This is a genomic window from Ligilactobacillus ubinensis (assembly GCF_024160875.1).
GTDB classification, from domain to species: Bacteria; Bacillota; Bacilli; order Lactobacillales; family Lactobacillaceae; genus Ligilactobacillus; species Ligilactobacillus ubinensis.
In genome coordinates this window covers 19663-36951 of the sequence record NZ_JAIULA010000010.1, presented here as the reverse complement: position 1 = coordinate 36951, position 17289 = coordinate 19663, and the positions used below count along the sequence as shown (strand labels likewise).

28 protein-coding genes are annotated in these 17289 nt (G+C 35.4%); 26 read left to right on the top strand and 2 right to left on the bottom strand.

The window, feature by feature from the left end; genetic code table 11:
* Nucleotides 1-137: 137 nt before the first annotated feature.
* On the top strand, nucleotides 138-341 hold the full coding sequence (locus tag LB941_RS06390; protein WP_253360454.1) for a helix-turn-helix domain-containing protein: 204 nt from the start codon (nucleotides 138-140) through the stop codon (nucleotides 339-341).
* Between the two features lie 23 nt (nucleotides 342-364).
* Nucleotides 365-1057 (top strand): Rha family transcriptional regulator, encoded by a 693-nt coding sequence (locus LB941_RS06385; protein WP_253360452.1) that lies wholly within the window; start codon nucleotides 365-367, stop codon nucleotides 1055-1057.
* Nucleotides 1058-1149: 92 nt separating this feature from the next.
* On the opposite strand, the gene LB941_RS06380 is transcribed toward LB941_RS06385, so the two are convergent.
* Nucleotides 1150-1542, bottom strand: a complete 393-nt coding sequence (locus LB941_RS06380) for a hypothetical protein (protein WP_253360450.1) — start codon at nucleotides 1540-1542, stop codon at nucleotides 1150-1152.
* A gap of 172 nt (nucleotides 1543-1714) precedes the next feature.
* Between LB941_RS06380 and LB941_RS06375 the strand changes: the two genes are divergently transcribed.
* From LB941_RS06375 to LB941_RS06310, 14 genes are all read left to right on the top strand, one after another.
* Nucleotides 1715-1903, top strand: coding sequence for a helix-turn-helix domain-containing protein (locus LB941_RS06375; RefSeq protein WP_275980005.1), 189 nt, complete (start codon nucleotides 1715-1717; stop codon nucleotides 1901-1903).
* Between the two features lie 382 nt (nucleotides 1904-2285).
* Entirely contained in the window at nucleotides 2286-2789 is a 504-nt protein-coding gene (locus LB941_RS06370) for a helix-turn-helix domain-containing protein (RefSeq protein ID WP_253360446.1), read from the top strand.
* Between the two features lie 5 nt (nucleotides 2790-2794).
* Nucleotides 2795-3010, top strand: a complete 216-nt coding sequence (locus tag LB941_RS06365; protein ID WP_253360444.1) for a hypothetical protein — start codon at nucleotides 2795-2797, stop codon at nucleotides 3008-3010.
* A 15-nt stretch (nucleotides 3011-3025) separates the two neighbouring features.
* Entirely contained in the window at nucleotides 3026-3211 is a 186-nt protein-coding gene (locus tag LB941_RS06360) for a hypothetical protein (protein WP_253360443.1), read from the top strand.
* Nucleotides 3208-3369 carry a hypothetical protein gene (locus LB941_RS06355; protein WP_253360441.1) on the top strand — a complete coding sequence of 54 codons (162 nt, stop codon included), beginning with the start codon at nucleotides 3208-3210 and terminating at the stop codon, nucleotides 3367-3369. The genes LB941_RS06360 and LB941_RS06355 overlap by 4 nt, the downstream gene beginning before the upstream one ends.
* Before the next feature lie 145 nt (nucleotides 3370-3514).
* A complete protein-coding gene (bet, locus tag LB941_RS06350) occupies nucleotides 3515-4315 on the top strand; it encodes a phage recombination protein Bet (RefSeq protein WP_253360438.1) in 801 nt (266 codons plus the stop codon).
* Nucleotides 4287-5117 (top strand): PD-(D/E)XK nuclease-like domain-containing protein, encoded by an 831-nt coding sequence (locus tag LB941_RS06345; RefSeq protein ID WP_253360436.1) that lies wholly within the window; start codon nucleotides 4287-4289, stop codon nucleotides 5115-5117. The genes bet and LB941_RS06345 overlap by 29 nt, the downstream gene beginning before the upstream one ends.
* A complete protein-coding gene (locus LB941_RS06340; RefSeq protein ID WP_425270511.1) occupies nucleotides 5114-5809 on the top strand; it encodes a putative HNHc nuclease in 696 nt (231 codons plus the stop codon). The genes LB941_RS06345 and LB941_RS06340 overlap by 4 nt, the downstream gene beginning before the upstream one ends.
* Nucleotides 5802-6521 (top strand): helix-turn-helix domain-containing protein, encoded by a 720-nt coding sequence (locus tag LB941_RS06335; RefSeq protein ID WP_253360434.1) that lies wholly within the window; start codon nucleotides 5802-5804, stop codon nucleotides 6519-6521. The genes LB941_RS06340 and LB941_RS06335 overlap by 8 nt, the downstream gene beginning before the upstream one ends.
* A complete protein-coding gene (locus LB941_RS06330) occupies nucleotides 6505-7311 on the top strand; it encodes an nSTAND3 domain-containing NTPase (protein ID WP_253360432.1) in 807 nt (268 codons plus the stop codon). The genes LB941_RS06335 and LB941_RS06330 overlap by 17 nt, the downstream gene beginning before the upstream one ends.
* A gap of 105 nt (nucleotides 7312-7416) precedes the next feature.
* Entirely contained in the window at nucleotides 7417-7626 is a 210-nt protein-coding gene (locus LB941_RS06325; protein WP_253360430.1) for a hypothetical protein, read from the top strand.
* Entirely contained in the window at nucleotides 7623-7847 is a 225-nt protein-coding gene (locus LB941_RS06320) for a hypothetical protein (protein WP_253360428.1), read from the top strand. Before LB941_RS06325 ends, LB941_RS06320 begins: the two co-directional genes overlap by 4 nt.
* Nucleotides 7848-7966: 119 nt before the next feature.
* Nucleotides 7967-8161, top strand: coding sequence for a DUF6877 family protein (locus LB941_RS06315; protein WP_253360426.1), 195 nt, complete (start codon nucleotides 7967-7969; stop codon nucleotides 8159-8161).
* Nucleotides 8161-8475 carry a beta-sandwich lipoprotein gene (locus LB941_RS06310; RefSeq protein ID WP_253360424.1) on the top strand — a complete coding sequence of 105 codons (315 nt, stop codon included), beginning with the start codon at nucleotides 8161-8163 and terminating at the stop codon, nucleotides 8473-8475. Before LB941_RS06315 ends, LB941_RS06310 begins: the two co-directional genes overlap by 1 nt.
* A 39-nt stretch (nucleotides 8476-8514) precedes the next feature.
* On the opposite strand, the gene LB941_RS06305 is transcribed toward LB941_RS06310, so the two are convergent.
* Entirely contained in the window at nucleotides 8515-8997 is a 483-nt protein-coding gene (locus LB941_RS06305) for a TspO/MBR family protein (protein ID WP_425270509.1), read from the bottom strand.
* Between the two features lie 199 nt (nucleotides 8998-9196).
* Here LB941_RS06305 and LB941_RS06300 point away from each other — a divergent pair, with 199 nt between their 5' ends.
* From LB941_RS06300 to LB941_RS06255, 10 genes are all read left to right on the top strand, one after another.
* Entirely contained in the window at nucleotides 9197-9346 is a 150-nt protein-coding gene (locus LB941_RS06300) for a hypothetical protein (protein ID WP_253360420.1), read from the top strand.
* A 27-nt stretch (nucleotides 9347-9373) separates the two neighbouring features.
* Nucleotides 9374-9901: an ArpU family phage packaging/lysis transcriptional regulator gene (locus LB941_RS06295; RefSeq protein ID WP_253360418.1), complete on the top strand. Its 528-nt coding sequence runs from the start codon at nucleotides 9374-9376 to the stop codon at nucleotides 9899-9901.
* A 516-nt stretch (nucleotides 9902-10417) separates the two neighbouring features.
* Nucleotides 10418-11251, top strand: a complete 834-nt coding sequence (locus LB941_RS06290) for a hypothetical protein (RefSeq protein WP_253360416.1) — start codon at nucleotides 10418-10420, stop codon at nucleotides 11249-11251.
* Between the two features lie 65 nt (nucleotides 11252-11316).
* A complete protein-coding gene (gene terS, locus LB941_RS06285; protein ID WP_253360414.1) occupies nucleotides 11317-12108 on the top strand; it encodes a phage terminase small subunit in 792 nt (263 codons plus the stop codon).
* Nucleotides 12098-13333: a PBSX family phage terminase large subunit gene (locus LB941_RS06280; protein ID WP_253360413.1), complete on the top strand. Its 1236-nt coding sequence runs from the start codon at nucleotides 12098-12100 to the stop codon at nucleotides 13331-13333. Before terS ends, LB941_RS06280 begins: the two co-directional genes overlap by 11 nt.
* A complete protein-coding gene (locus tag LB941_RS06275) occupies nucleotides 13321-14835 on the top strand; it encodes a phage portal protein (protein WP_253360412.1) in 1515 nt (504 codons plus the stop codon). Before LB941_RS06280 ends, LB941_RS06275 begins: the two co-directional genes overlap by 13 nt.
* Nucleotides 14832-15128, top strand: a complete 297-nt coding sequence (locus tag LB941_RS06270; protein ID WP_253360411.1) for a ribosomal-processing cysteine protease Prp — start codon at nucleotides 14832-14834, stop codon at nucleotides 15126-15128. The genes LB941_RS06275 and LB941_RS06270 overlap by 4 nt, the downstream gene beginning before the upstream one ends.
* A 113-nt stretch (nucleotides 15129-15241) precedes the next feature.
* Nucleotides 15242-15637 carry a helix-turn-helix domain-containing protein gene (locus LB941_RS06265; protein WP_253360410.1) on the top strand — a complete coding sequence of 132 codons (396 nt, stop codon included), beginning with the start codon at nucleotides 15242-15244 and terminating at the stop codon, nucleotides 15635-15637.
* A 16-nt stretch (nucleotides 15638-15653) separates the two neighbouring features.
* Nucleotides 15654-16838 (top strand): minor capsid protein, encoded by a 1185-nt coding sequence (locus tag LB941_RS06260; protein WP_253360409.1) that lies wholly within the window; start codon nucleotides 15654-15656, stop codon nucleotides 16836-16838.
* Nucleotides 16835-17206, top strand: a complete 372-nt coding sequence (locus tag LB941_RS06255; RefSeq protein ID WP_253360408.1) for a hypothetical protein — start codon at nucleotides 16835-16837, stop codon at nucleotides 17204-17206. The genes LB941_RS06260 and LB941_RS06255 overlap by 4 nt, the downstream gene beginning before the upstream one ends.
* Nucleotides 17207-17289 lie beyond the last annotated feature (83 nt).

The window sequence follows — 17289 nt, the reverse complement described above, 5'->3', positions numbered from 1 at the left end:
TGATAATACTACTAAAAGTAGATTTTTTTGATAAAAACTACAAAAAGTAGCAAAAAAGTATTGACTAACTACTTTTAGTAGTATATTATAATAAATGTAAATTGCTACTAAAAGTAGTGTTGAAAAGAGGTGAGTTTATGAGTGAATTAGCTAAGTTACGTAAGAATCATAATCTAACACAAAAGAAATTGGCAGAAAGCCTACAAATTAGCCCCAAAAGTATAACTGCTTACGAGAACGGATACCGTACTCCGTCACCACAAGTTATGCAAAAGATAGAGGACTATTTTGGAGTACCTAAAGAGGTTATTTTTAGTACAGCTTTTTGCTACTATAAGTAGTAAACATAAAGGAGATGGATAACGTGGAAAGTCTAGTAATAGTAAAAAACGACCAACCAGTCACAACGAGTTTAGATGTCGCAAAGACATTTGGAAAAGAACATAAAAATATTGTTCGAGATGTTAGGAATCTTATTTTAGAAAGCTCAAAAGTGAGCTCTGTTGATATATCAATGTTTCTGGAAGATAGATACACCGTCAAAAATAATTCTCGAAGTTATCCAATGTACTACATGAATAAAGATGGTTTCACATTGTTGGTCATGGGATTCAACGGGCGTAAGGCGACACAATTCAAGCTTCAATATATCGCACAGTTTAATCGCATGGCAGATGAAATCAAAAATCGTAATCAAGTTTCATTGCCAAGAACTTATGCAGAAGCATTACATCAACTTGTGGAAAAAGTTGACGAAAACGAGAAGCTTAAAGCACAGCTTACACAACCAGATTTTGAAAAAGAAGTTTTGAAACAAAGTAAACCAATAAACGTGTTATACACCACGGAAGAAGTAGCTGAATACTGTGGGCTCACATCTGCAAGATTATTGAACAAAGAACTAAACAAGAAACGGATTATCTACTTTCAAAAAGGACTGTGGCACTTATATTTTCCTTATCAAGGAAGAGGATATAAGGATATGAGTAGCAGACGTAATTCGCAAATGTGGACTGATAAAGGCAGAGAGTTCATTAAAGAAAACGTAAAGGAGTGATTACATGAAATTAACAATCGAAGGCGACACGGAAGAAATAAAAAACGTGCTCCAAGCTATTAGTGGTAGCGAGGAACACGAATTGAAAACAATTACTTTTGATCGTCAGTATTCAAATTTAGATTTCCAGAGAGTGTTACAGCTACAACTTCTTCAACAAAAATCACAAGGCGTTGGAATGTAGTTTTTGTGTTCAATTCAGTTACATCCGAAAGCCATATCGAATTTAATTGAAGATCATCGTGATTGGAAAGAAGTGCCTCATGCACATTGTCTTGCTTAACATATTCTAGCCATGAAGAACCTATTAAATCTTCTTGAAATTTATTTTCTTCTGGAAGATGAATTTTTCCTTCAAAAATTCCGGCAGATGTTACAACAACTAGTTTTAATTCAGAGTTCTCTGCTATTTCTGGAGTATCTAATTCAGTAATTTGTTGCATTGATTGAATCCAAGTTAGAAACAATTTTCGATAGTTTGTCATTATTATTCTCCTTTCAATTACTAGGCAAATGTGTCAGTAACTAGAGAATATCATTTAAATATCAAGTTTTCAAAGTACAGGAGGAACATTTTAACTAAGTTTCTAATTTTATTCTACAGGAAAAACCCGTGTATGGCTGACATCATACACGCAATTAAGAAGGTGAGGATATATCAATTCATATCTTAAAGAATTTAGGAAGAAAAAAGGTCTAAAACAGCAGGAAATGGCAGATGTTTTGCAAATATCATATTCACATTACGTAAAGTTGGAGAACGATTTTGTAAATCCGAGTTTTGAATTGTTAAAGAGAATAAAGGAAAAATATAAAGATTTCAATGTTAATAGATTATTCAAATAAAAAAGCTTGCCCAATCTAGCGCTTGAACAAGCTGCGAAATTTTAAAAGCCTACGGTAATCGCTAGCTTACCTTTAATACTTTGTTGGTATCGCACCCAACACTGCAATTAAAAATAGAGAACATATTTCTTTCATCAACCCCAAACATTTCTTCCGTTCCGGTTAGGGAATTTCAGACCCATCCATGGTTAATTCCATTTTAATGCTGCTGGTCAGCTACGGTGTGGAAAGAGAACGCACATAGGTAAATATCAAACTCTATTGAGGCACAGTTGAGATCAAAAATGTTTCCAAAGCCTATCAGCCCCTTTCACAATTTAAACTCAAAAATATTATATCGAAATATTCTTTTAAAAGGAATGTTTAAAGGAGAGAAGTTACTATGAATTTATCAATAACCTTAGGAAAAGCCATGAAAAGACTAGATTTAACACCCACCGAATTAGGCAGAATGATCCATCTGTCTGGTCAAGCAGTATCAAATTACAAAACTGCATATAGGCATATATCAGTTCAAAAAGCTAAAGAAATGCAAGATGTTTTGCATGATGTGCATTTTGGTAACCATGCAGCAGCAGAATATTTTGGAACGTTGCTAGAACGCACTACTAAAGATTTAAGCCATCCAGAAGATAGCTTTTTAATTCGAGAATTGAGAGATAACGAAGAACTTGAACGTCAACAATTGGATGACAAAGCGTACAAAATATTTATGATTCCATATCAAAAAAGAACAATGTCACAAAACGAGGTTACGGAACGATATTTAAAGGAATTTGCCGAAGAGATGGCAGTTGAAATGCTTTCATTTTTTAAAGCATGTGAAGAAGCTCAAATGGATCCATACGATATTTTACAAGAAGTAAATAAACAAAACGAGGAGTGATGAATATGGTAAGAGCGTGGCTGTCAAAAGATGAATTTAAACGTAAGTATGGCTACAAAGAAAGCAAATATCAAGCTTTCACAAAAGAAATACTCGAATCTGAATACAGAGATGCAATTATCAGGCCTTCAAACAAAGAAGTATGGATTGATGAAGAAATACTTCAGGAATTTCTGATATGGAAGTCACAGAACAGATTTAAAGTGTTAGCAAGATTGTAGTGGGAGGTAAAAACCATGGAAATAACGATATTAGATGACAGATTAACAAAATTAATTAAGGCAAAGTCTCGATATGATACTGAAAAAAACATATTCAGAGAATTTACTGTGGAACAACTTTCAACTTTAGGAGATATTTACAGCGAATTTTTGTTTGAAGATGGTAACAAAATATTTGCAGCATTGGAGGAATTGGAATGAAAGCTAACTTAACAGCAACGTTCATCATCGGCTTTTCAGTGGCTTGGATGATGTTCACTAATCACAACTATATGAGCACTATTTTGTTAGGAATTGGCTTAGCACTAATCACAATTAGATTGATGATGAAGCCATATCCAGATGAGGAGGAAGAATGAAAAGTCTATTGATAATACTAGCTTGCATAGCAATAGCAAGCATATGTACGTTTTTTGAGCACAAAAAAGAGTCGGTTGCAGCCGACTCTAAGAAAAATGTTGAGTAAAAAATTCTATATATGTATTTTAACACGGAGGAATGAAAATGGAAAATCAAGTAGCTAAAAAAGAAAGTTCAGTTTTTAAAGTCGAATACATGGCAAACAATGAACAAGTGAAATTAACGCCACAAACAGTACGTCAAACATTAGTGCGCGGTGAGGGAAAAATTACAGACCAAGAAGTAATGATGTTTATTACGCTTTGCAAATATCAACATTTGAATCCTTTTTTAAATGAAGCCTACATCATCAAATTTGGGACACAACCAGCACAACTTATCACGTCAAAAGAAGCTTTCATGAAGCGAGCTGAATCAAATCCACAATATGACGGAATTAAAGCAGGAATTATTGTTTTGAGAAAAGATGAAATTGTATATAGCAATGGAGCGTTCAAGCTTAAAGATGACGATTTAGTAGGCGCTTGGGCAGAAGTATATCGCAAAGATAGAAAAGAGCCACATAGAGTTGAAATTTCAGTTGATGAATTCAATAAATCACAGTCAACATGGAAAACCATGCCGGCAACCATGATTCGTAAAACTGCAATGGTGAACGCATTACGTGAAGCGTTTCCTGAAGCTTTAGGTGGTCTGTATACGGAGGATGACCGCAACCCTAATGAAACGTCTGCTAAAGATGTAACGCCACAGGTCAACATGGCAAATAACTTACTTAAAAATGCAATTCAAGAGCCTAAAAAAGAAGTAGAAGTTGAACAAATAAAATATGATCCGCGAGATGAAGAAACTGGAGATGTAGATATTTTTAAGGAAGCAATGGAACGTGAACAAGCTGAAAAGGAGGTACTAGAAAATGCCAACAATACAGTTGAATCAAGATAACTACTACACAGCTAACGCTAATAAAGATTATATGTCAGTATCACTTTTTAAAGATTTTCAGAAATGTGAAGCTGCTGCATATGCCAAATTAACAGGTGCTTGGAAGCCTGATGATAATGTTACGGCTCTATTAGCTGGAAATTATGTTCATTCATATTTTGAAAGTGAAGAAGCACACGAAAAATTCATTGAAGCACATCAAGATGAGATGATTTCTAGCCGTGGAGCTTCGAAAGGCAAATTAAAAACTCCGTACAAAATAGCACAGCAAATGACTGAACGTCTTGAATCGGATATAGCTTTTCAAAAACTATATTTGCCCGGTGAAAAAGAAGTAATCGTAACTGGCAAAATAGGTGGCGTTAAATGGCGAGGGAAGATTGATAGCTTAATTTCAGAAGAAAACTATTTCTGTGATATTAAGACTAATCAAGATTTCCATAAAGGATATTGGAATCCTGATGAGCGTCGAAAAGTGTCATTTGTGAAAGCGTACGGATATTACTTGCAAATGGCTATGTACAGAGAACTTATCAAGCAAACATTTGGAGTTGAATGCCAGCCTTTTATCTTTGCGGTTTCCAAGCAAACACCTAGCGACATCATGGCTATTAGCTTTAATAGCGAACAAGACCAACTGGAATTGGAAAGCGCTATGACGACTATTGAAGCATTTCAAGATAAATACAGGGCGATTATTGAAGGCAAAGAAGAGCCTAGTAGGTGTGGGAAATGTGACTATTGCAGGTTAACTAATAAAATTACTGATTTTGTGAACGCGTCTGAAATTGAGGTGGATTGAATGTGAGTTTAACTAATCAAGGCGTAGCAACGTCATATACGAAAGATAAATTGGAAGTGGGACTACTAGACCAAATCAACGTTGAACGGCTTCTAACGATGTATCAAGGCGATTTAAGCAAGGTTGAAGTCGAGGTCATATTCCCCGATCCAAGGCAAGCTACTAAAAAACAAAGAGCATTATATTATGCACTTTTAGGTGATATATACGCTTGGAGCGGTCATAGTGTCGAGTTTCTAGATGAACTATTCAGGACTAAATACACGATTGAAACTTTAGGGGATGTGATTAGCCTATCAGACGCCACAGAATCAACCGTGAGCGACGCAAACAAGCTTTTGGATATAGTTATAGATTTCATGTTCAAGTGGCTTGTACCTTTCAAATATGGCTATGAATTACTACCCAAAGAAGAGAATTGGTATCTATATCGCTGCTGTAAATATCGAATGTGTTGTATATGTGGAAAACATGCAGATATACAACACGTAGATGTTCTAGGAACAGGGCTTAATCGAAACAAAGTTGACCATACTAAAAGGCATGTATTGCCTCTTTGCCGAGAACATCACGGGCAGATTGAACAATATGGGAATGAGAAGTTCGGTGAGTTATATAAGATACCGACAACTGGAATTAAATTAGATGAGCAGACGCTTAAAGAGATTGGAGTGAAAGGGAACTATGAGTGAACAACCAAGCTATTTTTCAATTTTAACTGCAAGCGTGAGATATGACAAAAATCTAAAGCCAAATGAAAAACTACTTTTCAGTGAAATAACAGCTTTATCGAACAAATACGGATATTGCACAGCAAGTAATTCATATTTTGCGAAGCTTTACGAAGTAGACAAGTCAACAATTTCTAGGTGGATAAGCAATTTACAAAAGTACGGATACGTGCACGTGGAACTAATCAAGGAAAATCAACAGGTTAAGCAACGAAAAATATACCCGTCTGCAACACCCCTATTGACGAAAAAATCAATACCCTATGCGCAAAATAATCAATACCCTATTGACGAAAAGATCAAGGAGAATAATACAAGTATTAATAATATAAATATAAATAATAACAACAACAATAACGGAGCAAAAATTAATGCATTTGAAACTCTTCAAAAAGCAGGAATCAGATTAAATGGAATTACAGCTGAACCGTTTTTGAATTATGTAAATGAATTAGGTGATGATGTAGTCGATTTTGCAATAACTAAAATGTGCGAGACGGCAGCACATGCTTCGTGGGGATATTTAGAGAAGATATTGACGTCTTATGAAACCAATGGAGTTAAAACCTTAGTAGAAGCAAAAGCGCTTGAAAACAGATTTAAAAATAAAAGGCAACAACCTAACAGCAGTTTGCCTAACCGAGGAAGTGAGATAAATGGAGTGTCGTTCTGATGATTTTGTAGCAACTTTAGGAATGTTTGTGCCTAAGCGGTCAGATGAATATTGTGAGAAACACGACAGCCCTAAATACGTTGGGAAAAATGGTAAAGCAATTTGCTACCAGTGTGTTAAAGAAAATGTCAGAAGAAAAGATGAAGTTCTAGCTAAAGATTATCTTTTTAAAAAGCGTAAGTATTCTTTGGAAGATAACAGCATATGGGGCGATCCAGCACTGGGCAAAGCAACTTTTGACAGCTACCGAACTAAACCTAACAGTGAGGAAGAATTTAACAAAACTAAAGCTTTGAAACTTGCTAATCAGCTTTTAGATAGAAAACAGGAATTTAATATCATTTTGAGTGGCAACCCTGGCGTTGGGAAAAGTCATCTAGCAGCTTCGATTTTAAGATATGTAATAGAAAATTCAGAGCAGGAATGCCTGTTTATCAACATTGACGAGTGGTATGGGGCTATCAAGGACAGTTGGAATGGTGGAGAAAAGCCTAAAGCTAATGTTCAAAAAATAGTAAATGCTGATTTAGTCGTAATTGATGATTTAGGAACTGAAACTTCAATGAAATCACAGCTCAAAGAAGCTAATGACGATTTGCAAGGACGATTATTTAGCATTTTTGACAGACGAAAACGAACGATAATCACTACTAATATGCAGAGTACGGAGCTCAACAGCATGTACAATGCAAAGCTAATCAGCAGAATGTTTTTAGGAATAAATAAAAGAACGCAAGATGAACGAATTATAGCGTTTAAAAATGCAGTAGACAAGCGAGGGTTTCTGTAATGCAAGAAAAATACAAAGGCGTATATGTATTTGAACCAACAGGCAAATACGAGGGTTCGAGGGATGTGTTAGAGATGTTAGCAGAGCTAAAGGAGGCAAAGAAAAATGGAACAAATGACAAGCTACGAGTTAGAACATTTAACTAAGAAAATTGATGAAATTCAATCTGAATTTGAAAACTTTAGCAGTGGATACAAACGTGCAGGACTGGGTAAACAAGCAGCTAAAGTTGTGAGAGCTTTAAATACGCTATATGAGGAACTGGACGACAAGGCAGATGAAGTTTGGGCTAAAGAACAGGAGTTTCCAATATGACAGATTATGATGTACCAACAAGCATAGCACAGGCGCTCATAGAACTTGAAAAGAGCGCATATAAAGCTGGGTTAGATAATTTATCCATAATAGGATTAAAAAGCCACAGAGAGCATGTTTTGGGCGTTTTAGAGAAAGAAATAAGCAGAGCATACGATAGTGGCTGGAATAGTGCACTAGAAGAGTTAAAGCATAGGAACGAAGCATATGAAGCGTACTGATTTTGGACTAGTTAGTAGTGAGTATGAGTACAGAATGCTTGCTAGATTGAATAAGCAAGTTAAGGCTAAGCCAAAAGTTAAGCAAAAAAGGCAATATACGGTGAACTGGAGGACAAATAATGAGTGAAACCGCAAATATGGCATTAAGCAGACTTGTTGAAGAACATAACTTTCCTTCGGTGGTTCTGAAAGATGTTTTTACAAGAATGCAGAGTAATCAACTTGGAAATAACGATGAAGAAGCTAAAGAGGCATATGTTTGGCAGCAAGTTAGATTTTTAGAAAATTATTTGAAATATATGGAGGTTGAATAATGAAAAAAGGAATAATAACTTTAGTCATAGTAGCTGTAATTATTATATTTGGTATTGGAGGTTGTTCATACTGGTATTTTACCGACACAGCATCTGGAGTTAGAACTGTAAAAAATGTTCAGTCAGAAACCAGCAATGGAATTGAACGAGAAATAACAGTTTACAACGCAGATGGAAAAGCGATAATGCATTTTAAAGGAAAATTTGATATATCACATAGTAGCCGTTCATTGCAATATATAGACCAGCAAAACATGAAACATAATATCTATTTTGGTGATAATACAACAGTTATCGTAAATGAATTGAAATAGGAGATTAGAAAAAAAGCCGTCCATCAGACGACTAAGCTGTTAATTTAACATAGCTACACCAATTGTTAGATATGATGCAAATACAATCCATACAAAATAAGGAACGAACAAGATACTTGCTAATTGGCTTGATTTGAAAAAATTAATGATACAGAGTAAAACAATTAAATCAAGGACAATTATTACAGCAAAGCTAAGCCAATACGCTTCATATTTGAAAAAGATAATACTCCAAATAAAGTTAATAACTAATTGGGATCCAAAGAGTATGTAATTAATAACTTTATCATGTTGGATAGATGGAGTGTAATAAATTAAATATCCTGCTATTCCTATAAGAGCATAGAGTATGGGCCACACAATTCCAAATAAATAGTCTGGCGGTGATAAGACAGGAAGATTTAGGCCATTGTAAATGCTTTTAATATCTCCAGCAAATAGCGCCGATAAACTACCAATAACTTCAATAACGATAATGAATATAAATAAGTAAATCCAATTAAATCTTATACTATTGTTCATTTTCATATTCCCCTTTCTTAAGTGAAGTATAACACTAATATTTTAGTTATTCATTGATAGTGACTTTCGTGGGAGATAATTAGAAAGTGGAGAAAAATTATATGATGGTTTAAGTCGGAGCAGTTGTTTATATTGCAAAAATTGTGGCAGTCAAATTAATTATTGCTCTAAATGTGGCAGAAAGTTAGGAGATGAGTAGATGCACAAAAATATCGAAGTACGCAACGTTGAAACAGGAGCACATGAAATTGTTGAGGTTGAAACGGAATCTGAATTTAACAATTTATGGCATTATCCATACACAGGCACTGGAGCAAGTTTTAATAGCTATCCATGGGTTAACGATTAGGAGACGAGTAGAAAGTGAGGTGATTACGTGGAAGCAACAAAAAAGCACCTACTATCCCTAGTAGATACATCACAATATAATATTAACACAAAGGGGCTGTATGGTGTGAATCTAAGTTTATTTAGGGAAGTTGATACAGAAAAAACTAGACAAAAAGCAGATGATTTGCTATTGCGATACAGAAGCTGTTTAAGAATAGCTTGCGCTGGATATGAACCAAAAGTGACTGCAACATATAGCATTGAACCAATTACGCATAGCAATGTTAATCATAACCGTATTGACGATAATTTGATACTTCAAGAAGAAGCTAGGAATGTTGTTGATGATATTCTTAAAGCTTACAATTCACTAAATGCAGACGAAAGAGCGTTGATTTACGATAAATATTTAAGCAAACGTAGATTAGTTGATTATAAGATTTACATAAAATACAACTGGTCAGAGGCAACGTTTTATCGGGAATTAAAAAAAGTATTAGTGATGTTTGCAGAAGCATATCGAGGTGGAAAGTTACTCGTTTTTGGAAATGACAGAGATTTGATTGATTTTTGATTGAAAAGTGACAGAAAGTTGATTGAATATTGACAGACTATTGATTGAGGAATGTGAGAAAATGATATTGTCCGATGGTGACGGATAGGTATTGATTTTCATAGTAAAACCTCCTTTTTAAGATAAGTGGCCTAGCATGATCTAGGATATATCCCTATAGCAGTAGGGATACACGCAAGTATACTAAGCGGTTCCAGTTAGTCTTGATCGGGTGGCTGGGTTAGAAATATCGTGTGGGGCAGTACCACATGCTTGCATTGGCAGATAGCCAAACAAAATATTTCTTTCAATTTCATTTTCTTTGAAGATATTCCATGTTGATGGAATGAATAACACTAGCTCACTTCGGTGGGCTATTTTTGTTTACAAGATAAATATATCGCGCATTAGCGTGTATGCATGAGAGTGTGCACGCAATTACATGTATCCATAATAATTATTTTTCTAAGCAATCAGTGATGGTTGCTATTTTTGGTGTATAATTTAGGAAATATTTATAGTGGGGAGTATAGAAATATGACAAGAAAAATTAAGAAATGGTGGAATAAAGAGACCAGAAATAGTGATGTGTTAATTCTCAACATAACTATTATTTTTATGGGTATAGTATTGCCACAAACCTCTATCTGGTTCTCCAAAATAGAATGGGGTTCAGTAGCTGATTGGGTAAGTGGTCTCGGAGCTATAGGTGCTATTTTTGCTGTTATTTGGCAGGTTAATAAACAAAAAAATATTGAGAGAGCATTAAACATTATTAATAAAAGGCCAAGATTTAGTCTTACAACAACAACTAGTCCAAATAATGAAACTATTGTATTTGCGAAAGAGAAAAATCTAGAAGGAAGTGGATATAGCCTTAATTTAAAAAAAAAGAATAGTGAAGATGCATATATTTGCATACAGAATATTTCTAATAATGTTATATATAATTTCGATTTGATTTTAAATTACAAATGTGGTAAAGACAAAACTGATTTTGAACACTGGAATTTTAAGGGAGTATATCCAAACCAAATTGTAACTTTTTTACCATCTTATTGGTTTGAAGACGAGAATGATAGTTGCAAAATTAAAAAAATAATTATTAGATTTTATAGTCCGGCAAGTGAAATAGGTTATTTTGAAGTATCAAATAGAAAAGTTAATGAAAAGGGAAGATATAATTTTGATGAAGGCAAATATTACTTTTTAGAAGATGCTATAAAAGAAATAGGAGAATTTTCTAAAGATGAAATGATTGAGGATAACTATGAGCTTTGTCAATTATACAAGGAATATAAAAATGGAGACAAATATGCTACACTTAGTAGCACATTCAAAGAATTAAAAGAAATGAACGAAAGTTTATAATAGTAGCCATTGAGCTGCTTTTTTTGTACGCAAAACAAAACACTTTCAGGAGGTGGTGGATATGAATGCCTAGAAAAAGAAATCCGAAGCGAGAGAAAGCGAGACAAATGTGGCTTGATTCTGGCGGAAAGAAGAAATTAATAGAAATCGCTGATGAACTTGGAATTAATCCAACGCAGATTAGAAAATGGAAATCATTAGACAAATGGAGCAACGATTTAAAGGGTAACGTTACTAAAAAAAAGGAACGTTCCTCTATGAAAGGTAATCAGTATGCTAAAGGCAATCCAGGTAACCCACATGCTTCACCACCAAAGGGTAATAAGAATGCAGTAAGCCATGGACTATTTGCTAAATGGTTACCTGAAGATACTCGTGCGCTGGTCCAAGAAATATATACGTCTAAGCCAGAGGATATAATTTGGAATAACATTATGATTCAGTATGCTGCTATCATTCGATCAGTAAAAATCATGAATGTGGCTAGTGAGTTTGATATGACTAGTGATGTTACGGAAATAGACCTGAATCCAGCAATTGTAAGTAAAAAGACCGGTAAGCCAGTTCAGACTAAAGAAGTTAGACAATATCAATACGCCTGGGACAAACAAGCTAATTATCTACAAGCATTATCCAGGGCACAAACGACGCTAGGAAATTTGATAAAGCAATTCGTTAAGATTGCAGATGAAACAGACGAGCGTAGAAAGAAGCTAGCTTTAATGGATCAACAACTTAGTATCCTCGAAGCTAAAGCACGTATTTTGAATGATGATGGTAATGATACAGAAGCTAAAGTGTCTAAGTTATTGGATAAGATAGACGAAACGTTAGGCGGTGATGAAAATGATAAGTGATTTATATACTGACAAGCAGATTCAAGTACTGCAATCATTAAGACGTACGGATTGGCGGTTACTGATCAATTATGGTGCTGTCCGTTCAGGCAAGACTGTTGTGGATAATGATGTGTTCTTGTTTGAACTAAGACGTGTTAGAAAGCTCGCTGATGAATTAGATATCGCAGAACCAATGTATATATTGGCTGGTTATTCTAGTAAGTCATTGCAGAATAATGTGTTGCAAGAATTAACTAACAAGTACGACATGCAATTTAAATTTGATAAGCACAATTCGTTTAAACTATTCGGTGTTAAAGTTATTCAGACGTTCACCGGTAGCATTGCTGGTTTGGGTGCTATTCGTGGTAGTACGGCTTTTGGTGCATATGTTAATGAAGCTAGTTTAGCCAATGAAGAAGTGTTTAATGAAATCCTTAATCGCTGTTCAGCGCCACACGCTCGAATAGTATGTGATACTAATCCGGATGTTCCTACTCATTATCTCAAGAAAGATTACATCGATAACAAAGATACACAAGCAGGCATTATTAGCTATCATTTTACAATCGACGACAACACTTTCCTACCATCTGAATATGTTCAGCATATGAAAGCTGGAACGCCAAGCGGCATGTTTTACGATCGTAGCATTTTAGGTTTGTGGGTGTCTGGTGAAGGCATGGTATATCGCGACTTTAACAAAGATACAATGCTTATTCCTAAGTCAAAATTACCTGGTAATTTAACATACTACGTCGGCATTGACTGGGGCTACGAACATAAGGGCACGATAGTATTGATGGGTGACGATAGCCAAGGCAATACGTATTTAGTTGAAGAACATACTCGACAACATGAAGAAATAGACTATTGGGTCAACGTTGCTAAGGACATCTGCAAGCGATACGGCTCACGCATTCGCATGTGGTCTGATTCCGCTCGCCCAGAGCACGTTGCACGTTTCAGGCGTGAGCATTTTAATATTTTTAATGCAAATAAATCAGTACTAAGTGGTATCGAATCAGTTGCAAAGCTGATGAAAGACAACCGCTTTTTTGTTGTTGAAGAAAGCGTTGATAAGTTTCTTGAAGAAATATATCAATATATTTGGGACGAGAAGTCGGGGTTACCCGTCAAAGAGTCAGACGATGTTCAAGACGCTGTGCGTTATGCGATTTTTAGCCAACATAACGAATTAAGTAAAGCTCAAGCAGTAGTTAAACCAAGATGGATGAGATAAAGAAGGTGGTTACGATAGATTTACTAAATTTTAAAGGTGAAAGAAGTTCAAATGTGGCTGTTGATCCAACACTAATTGGTGATGTTAATGACCCAAGTTATGATGCTATTAATTACGCAATCAATGCACAGAAGGTAAGAATTGAACGTTTTAATTGGTTAGAGGATTACTACGAAGGTAATCAAGATATTTTTAAGCGTCAGTTGACCGGTAGCTTAGGCAAAGCAAATGAAAAAGTAATGATTAACCACGCTAAATACATCACGGATATGAATGTCGGTTTCACAACTGGTAATCCTATTGCTATTGCAGCGGGCCAAAGCAAAAACATTAAGCCAATTCAAGAACAGTTAGATGATATGGACATATCGGCACATGATACAGAATTAGAAAAAGATTTAAGTGTGTATGGCTGTGGTTATGAACTACTTTATATTAAACAAAGCAATGGCACGCCAACACTGTCTATCCAGAAGATTGACCCTCGTGGCTGTGTGCTAGTGACAGATGATACGATTGACAAAAATCCGCTATTCGGAATCCATTATGTGCAAAAGTTAGATTTACTTGGTAATCCCAGCGGCTATTTAATTACTGTTTACACGCAGAAAAGCATTATTGCTTACCGTACTAAAATGGGATATGAACTTTCTGACACAAATATCGCTGATGGATATCCACAAGTTACTCAACATTACTTTGGCGATGTGCCTTTGATAAGCTACAGAAACAATGAGGAAAAACAAGGCGATTTCGAGCAGGCAATTAGTTTGATTGACGCATATAACGAGCTTCAATCTGACCGAATCACTGATAAAAGGAATTTTATTGATGCGTTGCTAGTGGTTTATGGTTTTTCGTTAACTGATGAAAAGGGCAATGACATTAACGTTGATAAAGACCACACTATGATTTATGCACCACCTAAAACGGGCGATAATGCAGCAGCAGTTGAGTGGTTGACTAAGTCGTTTGATGAATCACAGATTCAAGTTCTGGTTAAATCAATCAAAGACGATATCCACCAAATGACTTATGTTCCTAATATGCTAGATGAAAACTTTTCAGGTGTAAGCTCCGGCGAAGCTATGAAGTATAAACTATTTGGATTGTATCAGTTGTTAGCTACTAAAGAACGTTATCTAACAAAAGGCATTCGTCAGAGATTACAGTTAATTCAGAACTTACTAACATTTAAAGGGCAGCAATGTGATGCATCTGGTGCGATTATTTCCATTAATCCAAATATTCCAGTCAATATGACTGATATTATCAATAATATTAAGAATGCAGATGGCGTGATACCACAGAAAGTTGCGTTAAGTTGGTTACCTGGTCAAAACGACCCGGACGAAATGATTAAAGAATTAAATCAAGAAAAGCAAGATAATATTAAAATGCAAGACGAAATTTTAGGCGGTACGTCTCAAACTGAAGGACAAACTGTTGATGACAATGGAAACGTGATAGACAAACAGCAGGAATCAGGTGATAAATCATGATTAAAGCTGTTTTTTATTTGCACAAAAAAGATGTAATCGGCTATGACATTAGTGGTCATGCACAATTTGCTGCTAAAGGTTCAGATATCGTATGTGCGGCAGTGTCAGTACTAAGTCAAGCCGTTACTAACGAGCTAAGCAATGCAACATTGAATGACGATGATGGTATTTCTGTTAGCTTGATTGAGCCAAATGAGAAGAATAAGGTGTTATGTGAAATGCTAGTGCATAGCCTCAGGCAAATAGAAGATCGGTATCCCAAAAATTTGAAGATAAACATAGATAACTATTGACAAATACACAATAACCCTTAAATATTAATTGTATTAACTTTTAGCTTTATTTGATTAGAATAAAGTACGCTACAGATGTGAGTATTTGTAGCATATTTTCGGGGGTGCATATTATGAAAAAGTCTTCAATAGGAGAAAATATAAGAAAAGTCCGCTTAGATTTAGGCATGACTATGAATGAGTTTATAATTGCCATTGATGGACAGGATGGTAAAGGTAGCAGAGTTTTAGTGAGCAATTGGGAAAGAAACAAACATTTACCTAATAAAAAAAGATTAAAAAAAATTGCAGAGTTAGGCAACACTACGATTGACGAATTAGTAAATTCCAACGAGGTACACAAGTCACTAACGATTTGGTTCCACAACGGGCAAAATATAAAATTTAAAGATGTAAAAATTATAGAAGAAAGTAAAAAATTGATATTCACTTACTTTTCTCAATCTGATTTAGTGCAAAGAAAAGCAGAATTTGATCGCAATTGTATAGCTGGCTATGCATTTGGATAATCAGGGGGTGTGATCATTGGCAGACAATCAGAAATTAACTTATTGGCAGTTGCGTGCGATACGTAATGAGGAAAAGTCACATGAAGCTGCTAATGATAGCATTCCTACGATTGCAGCTGCTTATATTCGCGCTCAAAATTATTTGCAGGGTGAAGTTAAACAGATATACCGCAGATACTTCACTAACGGCGATTATACCGAAGAGCAAGCAGTAGAAATCTTGAATACTCGTGTTAGCCCTACTGAACTGGTGACTTTGCGAGCATTAGCAAATAATATTACTGATAGTGAATCAAAGAAACAAGTTACTGATTATTTGTCTGCGTTAGCTGCTAAAGGACGAATAACACGCCTTGAAGAGTTACAAGCTAAGTCATATATTGCTGTCAAGCAAGTGTCTAGTGTGGAAATTCAAGAATCGACTGACTTATATACAAAAGTTATCCAGCAAGCTTGGAATGAGGCGACTGCCGAGGGTGTTATTGGCGATGTTGGCAAAGATGTGCAGCTATTTGAAAAAGGCTATGTGCCCCAGATTGACAAAAAAGCTAAGGAAGTTAGCATTTTAAATCCCGAAACGGGTAAAGAGATTACTAAGGTTAAAGCTGTGCCAGATAAGGCAATAACAAGCTTTAAAGAGCTGTCTGGAAAGTATGTTAAAGCTGCACTTGATACACCTTTTTATGGTAAAAACTACTCACAACGTATCTGGGGCAACACTGATAAGCTAGCAGCTAGGCTAAAAGAATTGTTTACCGCACAACAGATGTCTGGTATGAGTGAACGTGACATGGCTAAGGCGTTATCTGATGAATTTGGCAGTGGTATGGCTAACGCTAAGCGGTTAATTAGAACAGAAGCTAATTATTTCCACAATACCACTAAGGTAGCAGGTTGGAAACAACGTGGAATTAAGGAGTTTGAAATAGTTGCTATTCTTGATAATCGAACTTCACAAATATGCAGGAATGCTGATGGAAAAGTTTATCCAGTAAGTGAGGCAGAGGTTGGCAAGACAGTGCCACCGCTGCACGTCAATTGTCGTTCTGTCGCAGTAGTGCATTTTGCTAATAGCAAGTACACAGGGACACGTACAGCTAACAATCCTAACATTGGTAAAACGTTCAAGATTGACCAAAGTAAGACTTACGAGGATTGGGAACAGATAATTAATGATACCAGAAAGGAAAATAAATCATGAAAATGTATGACACAACTATAAAAATGTCAGATGGCTTTGAGTTCGTAAATTGTGTGTCAGCTGAAAACGTTGAGCTTGCATTACGTAAAACTAAAGATATTCTAGAAATGCCGAATACAATTTTCAGTTCAAATGAAGGAGCGTTTTGCTTTAATCCAAAGCAAATTGTAAGTATGAAGACTGTTGAAACGAACAAGACATTAATAAAGCTTGATGATAATACAATACTTTTTGATTTTGAAAACAAAGCTAAGAGAATCCGTAAAGGCATTTCGAAGATTAGACACGTTAAACGTGCTTCAAGACCTAAAGAAGAAACAGTGGTTATGGACATGATGGGCAACATTGTTGCAAGGGTTGGTGATTAACATTCGTTGCTGTGGATGTGGCTGTTTAATAGCCTTATGTATAACGTTTTGGGTGTTTGTATTTATAGCCATATTACTTTAAG

Excerpts from the sequence above, each read along its gene's own strand:
- LB941_RS06345 (WP_253360436.1), top strand. The coding sequence starts at position 4,287 with ATGCCAACAATACAGTTGAATCAAGATAACTACTACACAGCTAACGCT.
- LB941_RS06365 (WP_253360444.1), top strand. The coding sequence starts at position 2,795 with ATGGTAAGAGCGTGGCTGTCAAAAGATGAATTTAAACGTAAGTATGGC.
- LB941_RS06265 (WP_253360410.1), top strand. The coding sequence starts at position 15,242 with ATGAAAAAGTCTTCAATAGGAGAAAATATAAGAAAAGTCCGCTTAGAT.
- LB941_RS06370 (WP_253360446.1), top strand. The coding sequence starts at position 2,286 with ATGAATTTATCAATAACCTTAGGAAAAGCCATGAAAAGACTAGATTTA.
- LB941_RS06390 (WP_253360454.1), top strand. The coding sequence starts at position 138 with ATGAGTGAATTAGCTAAGTTACGTAAGAATCATAATCTAACACAAAAG.
- bet (WP_253360438.1), top strand. The coding sequence starts at position 3,515 with ATGGAAAATCAAGTAGCTAAAAAAGAAAGTTCAGTTTTTAAAGTCGAA.
- LB941_RS06305 (WP_425270509.1), bottom strand. The coding sequence starts at position 8,997 with ATGAACAATAGTATAAGATTTAATTGGATTTACTTATTTATATTCATT.
- LB941_RS06320 (WP_253360428.1), top strand. The coding sequence starts at position 7,623 with ATGACAGATTATGATGTACCAACAAGCATAGCACAGGCGCTCATAGAA.
- LB941_RS06380 (WP_253360450.1), bottom strand. The coding sequence starts at position 1,542 with ATGACAAACTATCGAAAATTGTTTCTAACTTGGATTCAATCAATGCAA.
- LB941_RS06310 (WP_253360424.1), top strand. The coding sequence starts at position 8,161 with ATGAAAAAAGGAATAATAACTTTAGTCATAGTAGCTGTAATTATTATA.
- LB941_RS06275 (WP_253360412.1), top strand. The coding sequence starts at position 13,321 with ATGGATGAGATAAAGAAGGTGGTTACGATAGATTTACTAAATTTTAAA.
- LB941_RS06315 (WP_253360426.1), top strand. The coding sequence starts at position 7,967 with ATGAGTGAAACCGCAAATATGGCATTAAGCAGACTTGTTGAAGAACAT.
- LB941_RS06330 (WP_253360432.1), top strand. The coding sequence starts at position 6,505 with ATGGAGTGTCGTTCTGATGATTTTGTAGCAACTTTAGGAATGTTTGTG.
- LB941_RS06355 (WP_253360441.1), top strand. The coding sequence starts at position 3,208 with ATGAAAGCTAACTTAACAGCAACGTTCATCATCGGCTTTTCAGTGGCT.
- LB941_RS06300 (WP_253360420.1), top strand. The coding sequence starts at position 9,197 with ATGCACAAAAATATCGAAGTACGCAACGTTGAAACAGGAGCACATGAA.
- LB941_RS06270 (WP_253360411.1), top strand. The coding sequence starts at position 14,832 with ATGATTAAAGCTGTTTTTTATTTGCACAAAAAAGATGTAATCGGCTAT.
- LB941_RS06280 (WP_253360413.1), top strand. The coding sequence starts at position 12,098 with ATGATAAGTGATTTATATACTGACAAGCAGATTCAAGTACTGCAATCA.
- LB941_RS06255 (WP_253360408.1), top strand. The coding sequence starts at position 16,835 with ATGAAAATGTATGACACAACTATAAAAATGTCAGATGGCTTTGAGTTC.
- LB941_RS06360 (WP_253360443.1), top strand. The coding sequence starts at position 3,026 with ATGGAAATAACGATATTAGATGACAGATTAACAAAATTAATTAAGGCA.
- LB941_RS06325 (WP_253360430.1), top strand. The coding sequence starts at position 7,417 with ATGGAACAAATGACAAGCTACGAGTTAGAACATTTAACTAAGAAAATT.
- LB941_RS06290 (WP_253360416.1), top strand. The coding sequence starts at position 10,418 with ATGACAAGAAAAATTAAGAAATGGTGGAATAAAGAGACCAGAAATAGT.
- terS (WP_253360414.1), top strand. The coding sequence starts at position 11,317 with ATGCCTAGAAAAAGAAATCCGAAGCGAGAGAAAGCGAGACAAATGTGG.
- LB941_RS06335 (WP_253360434.1), top strand. The coding sequence starts at position 5,802 with ATGAGTGAACAACCAAGCTATTTTTCAATTTTAACTGCAAGCGTGAGA.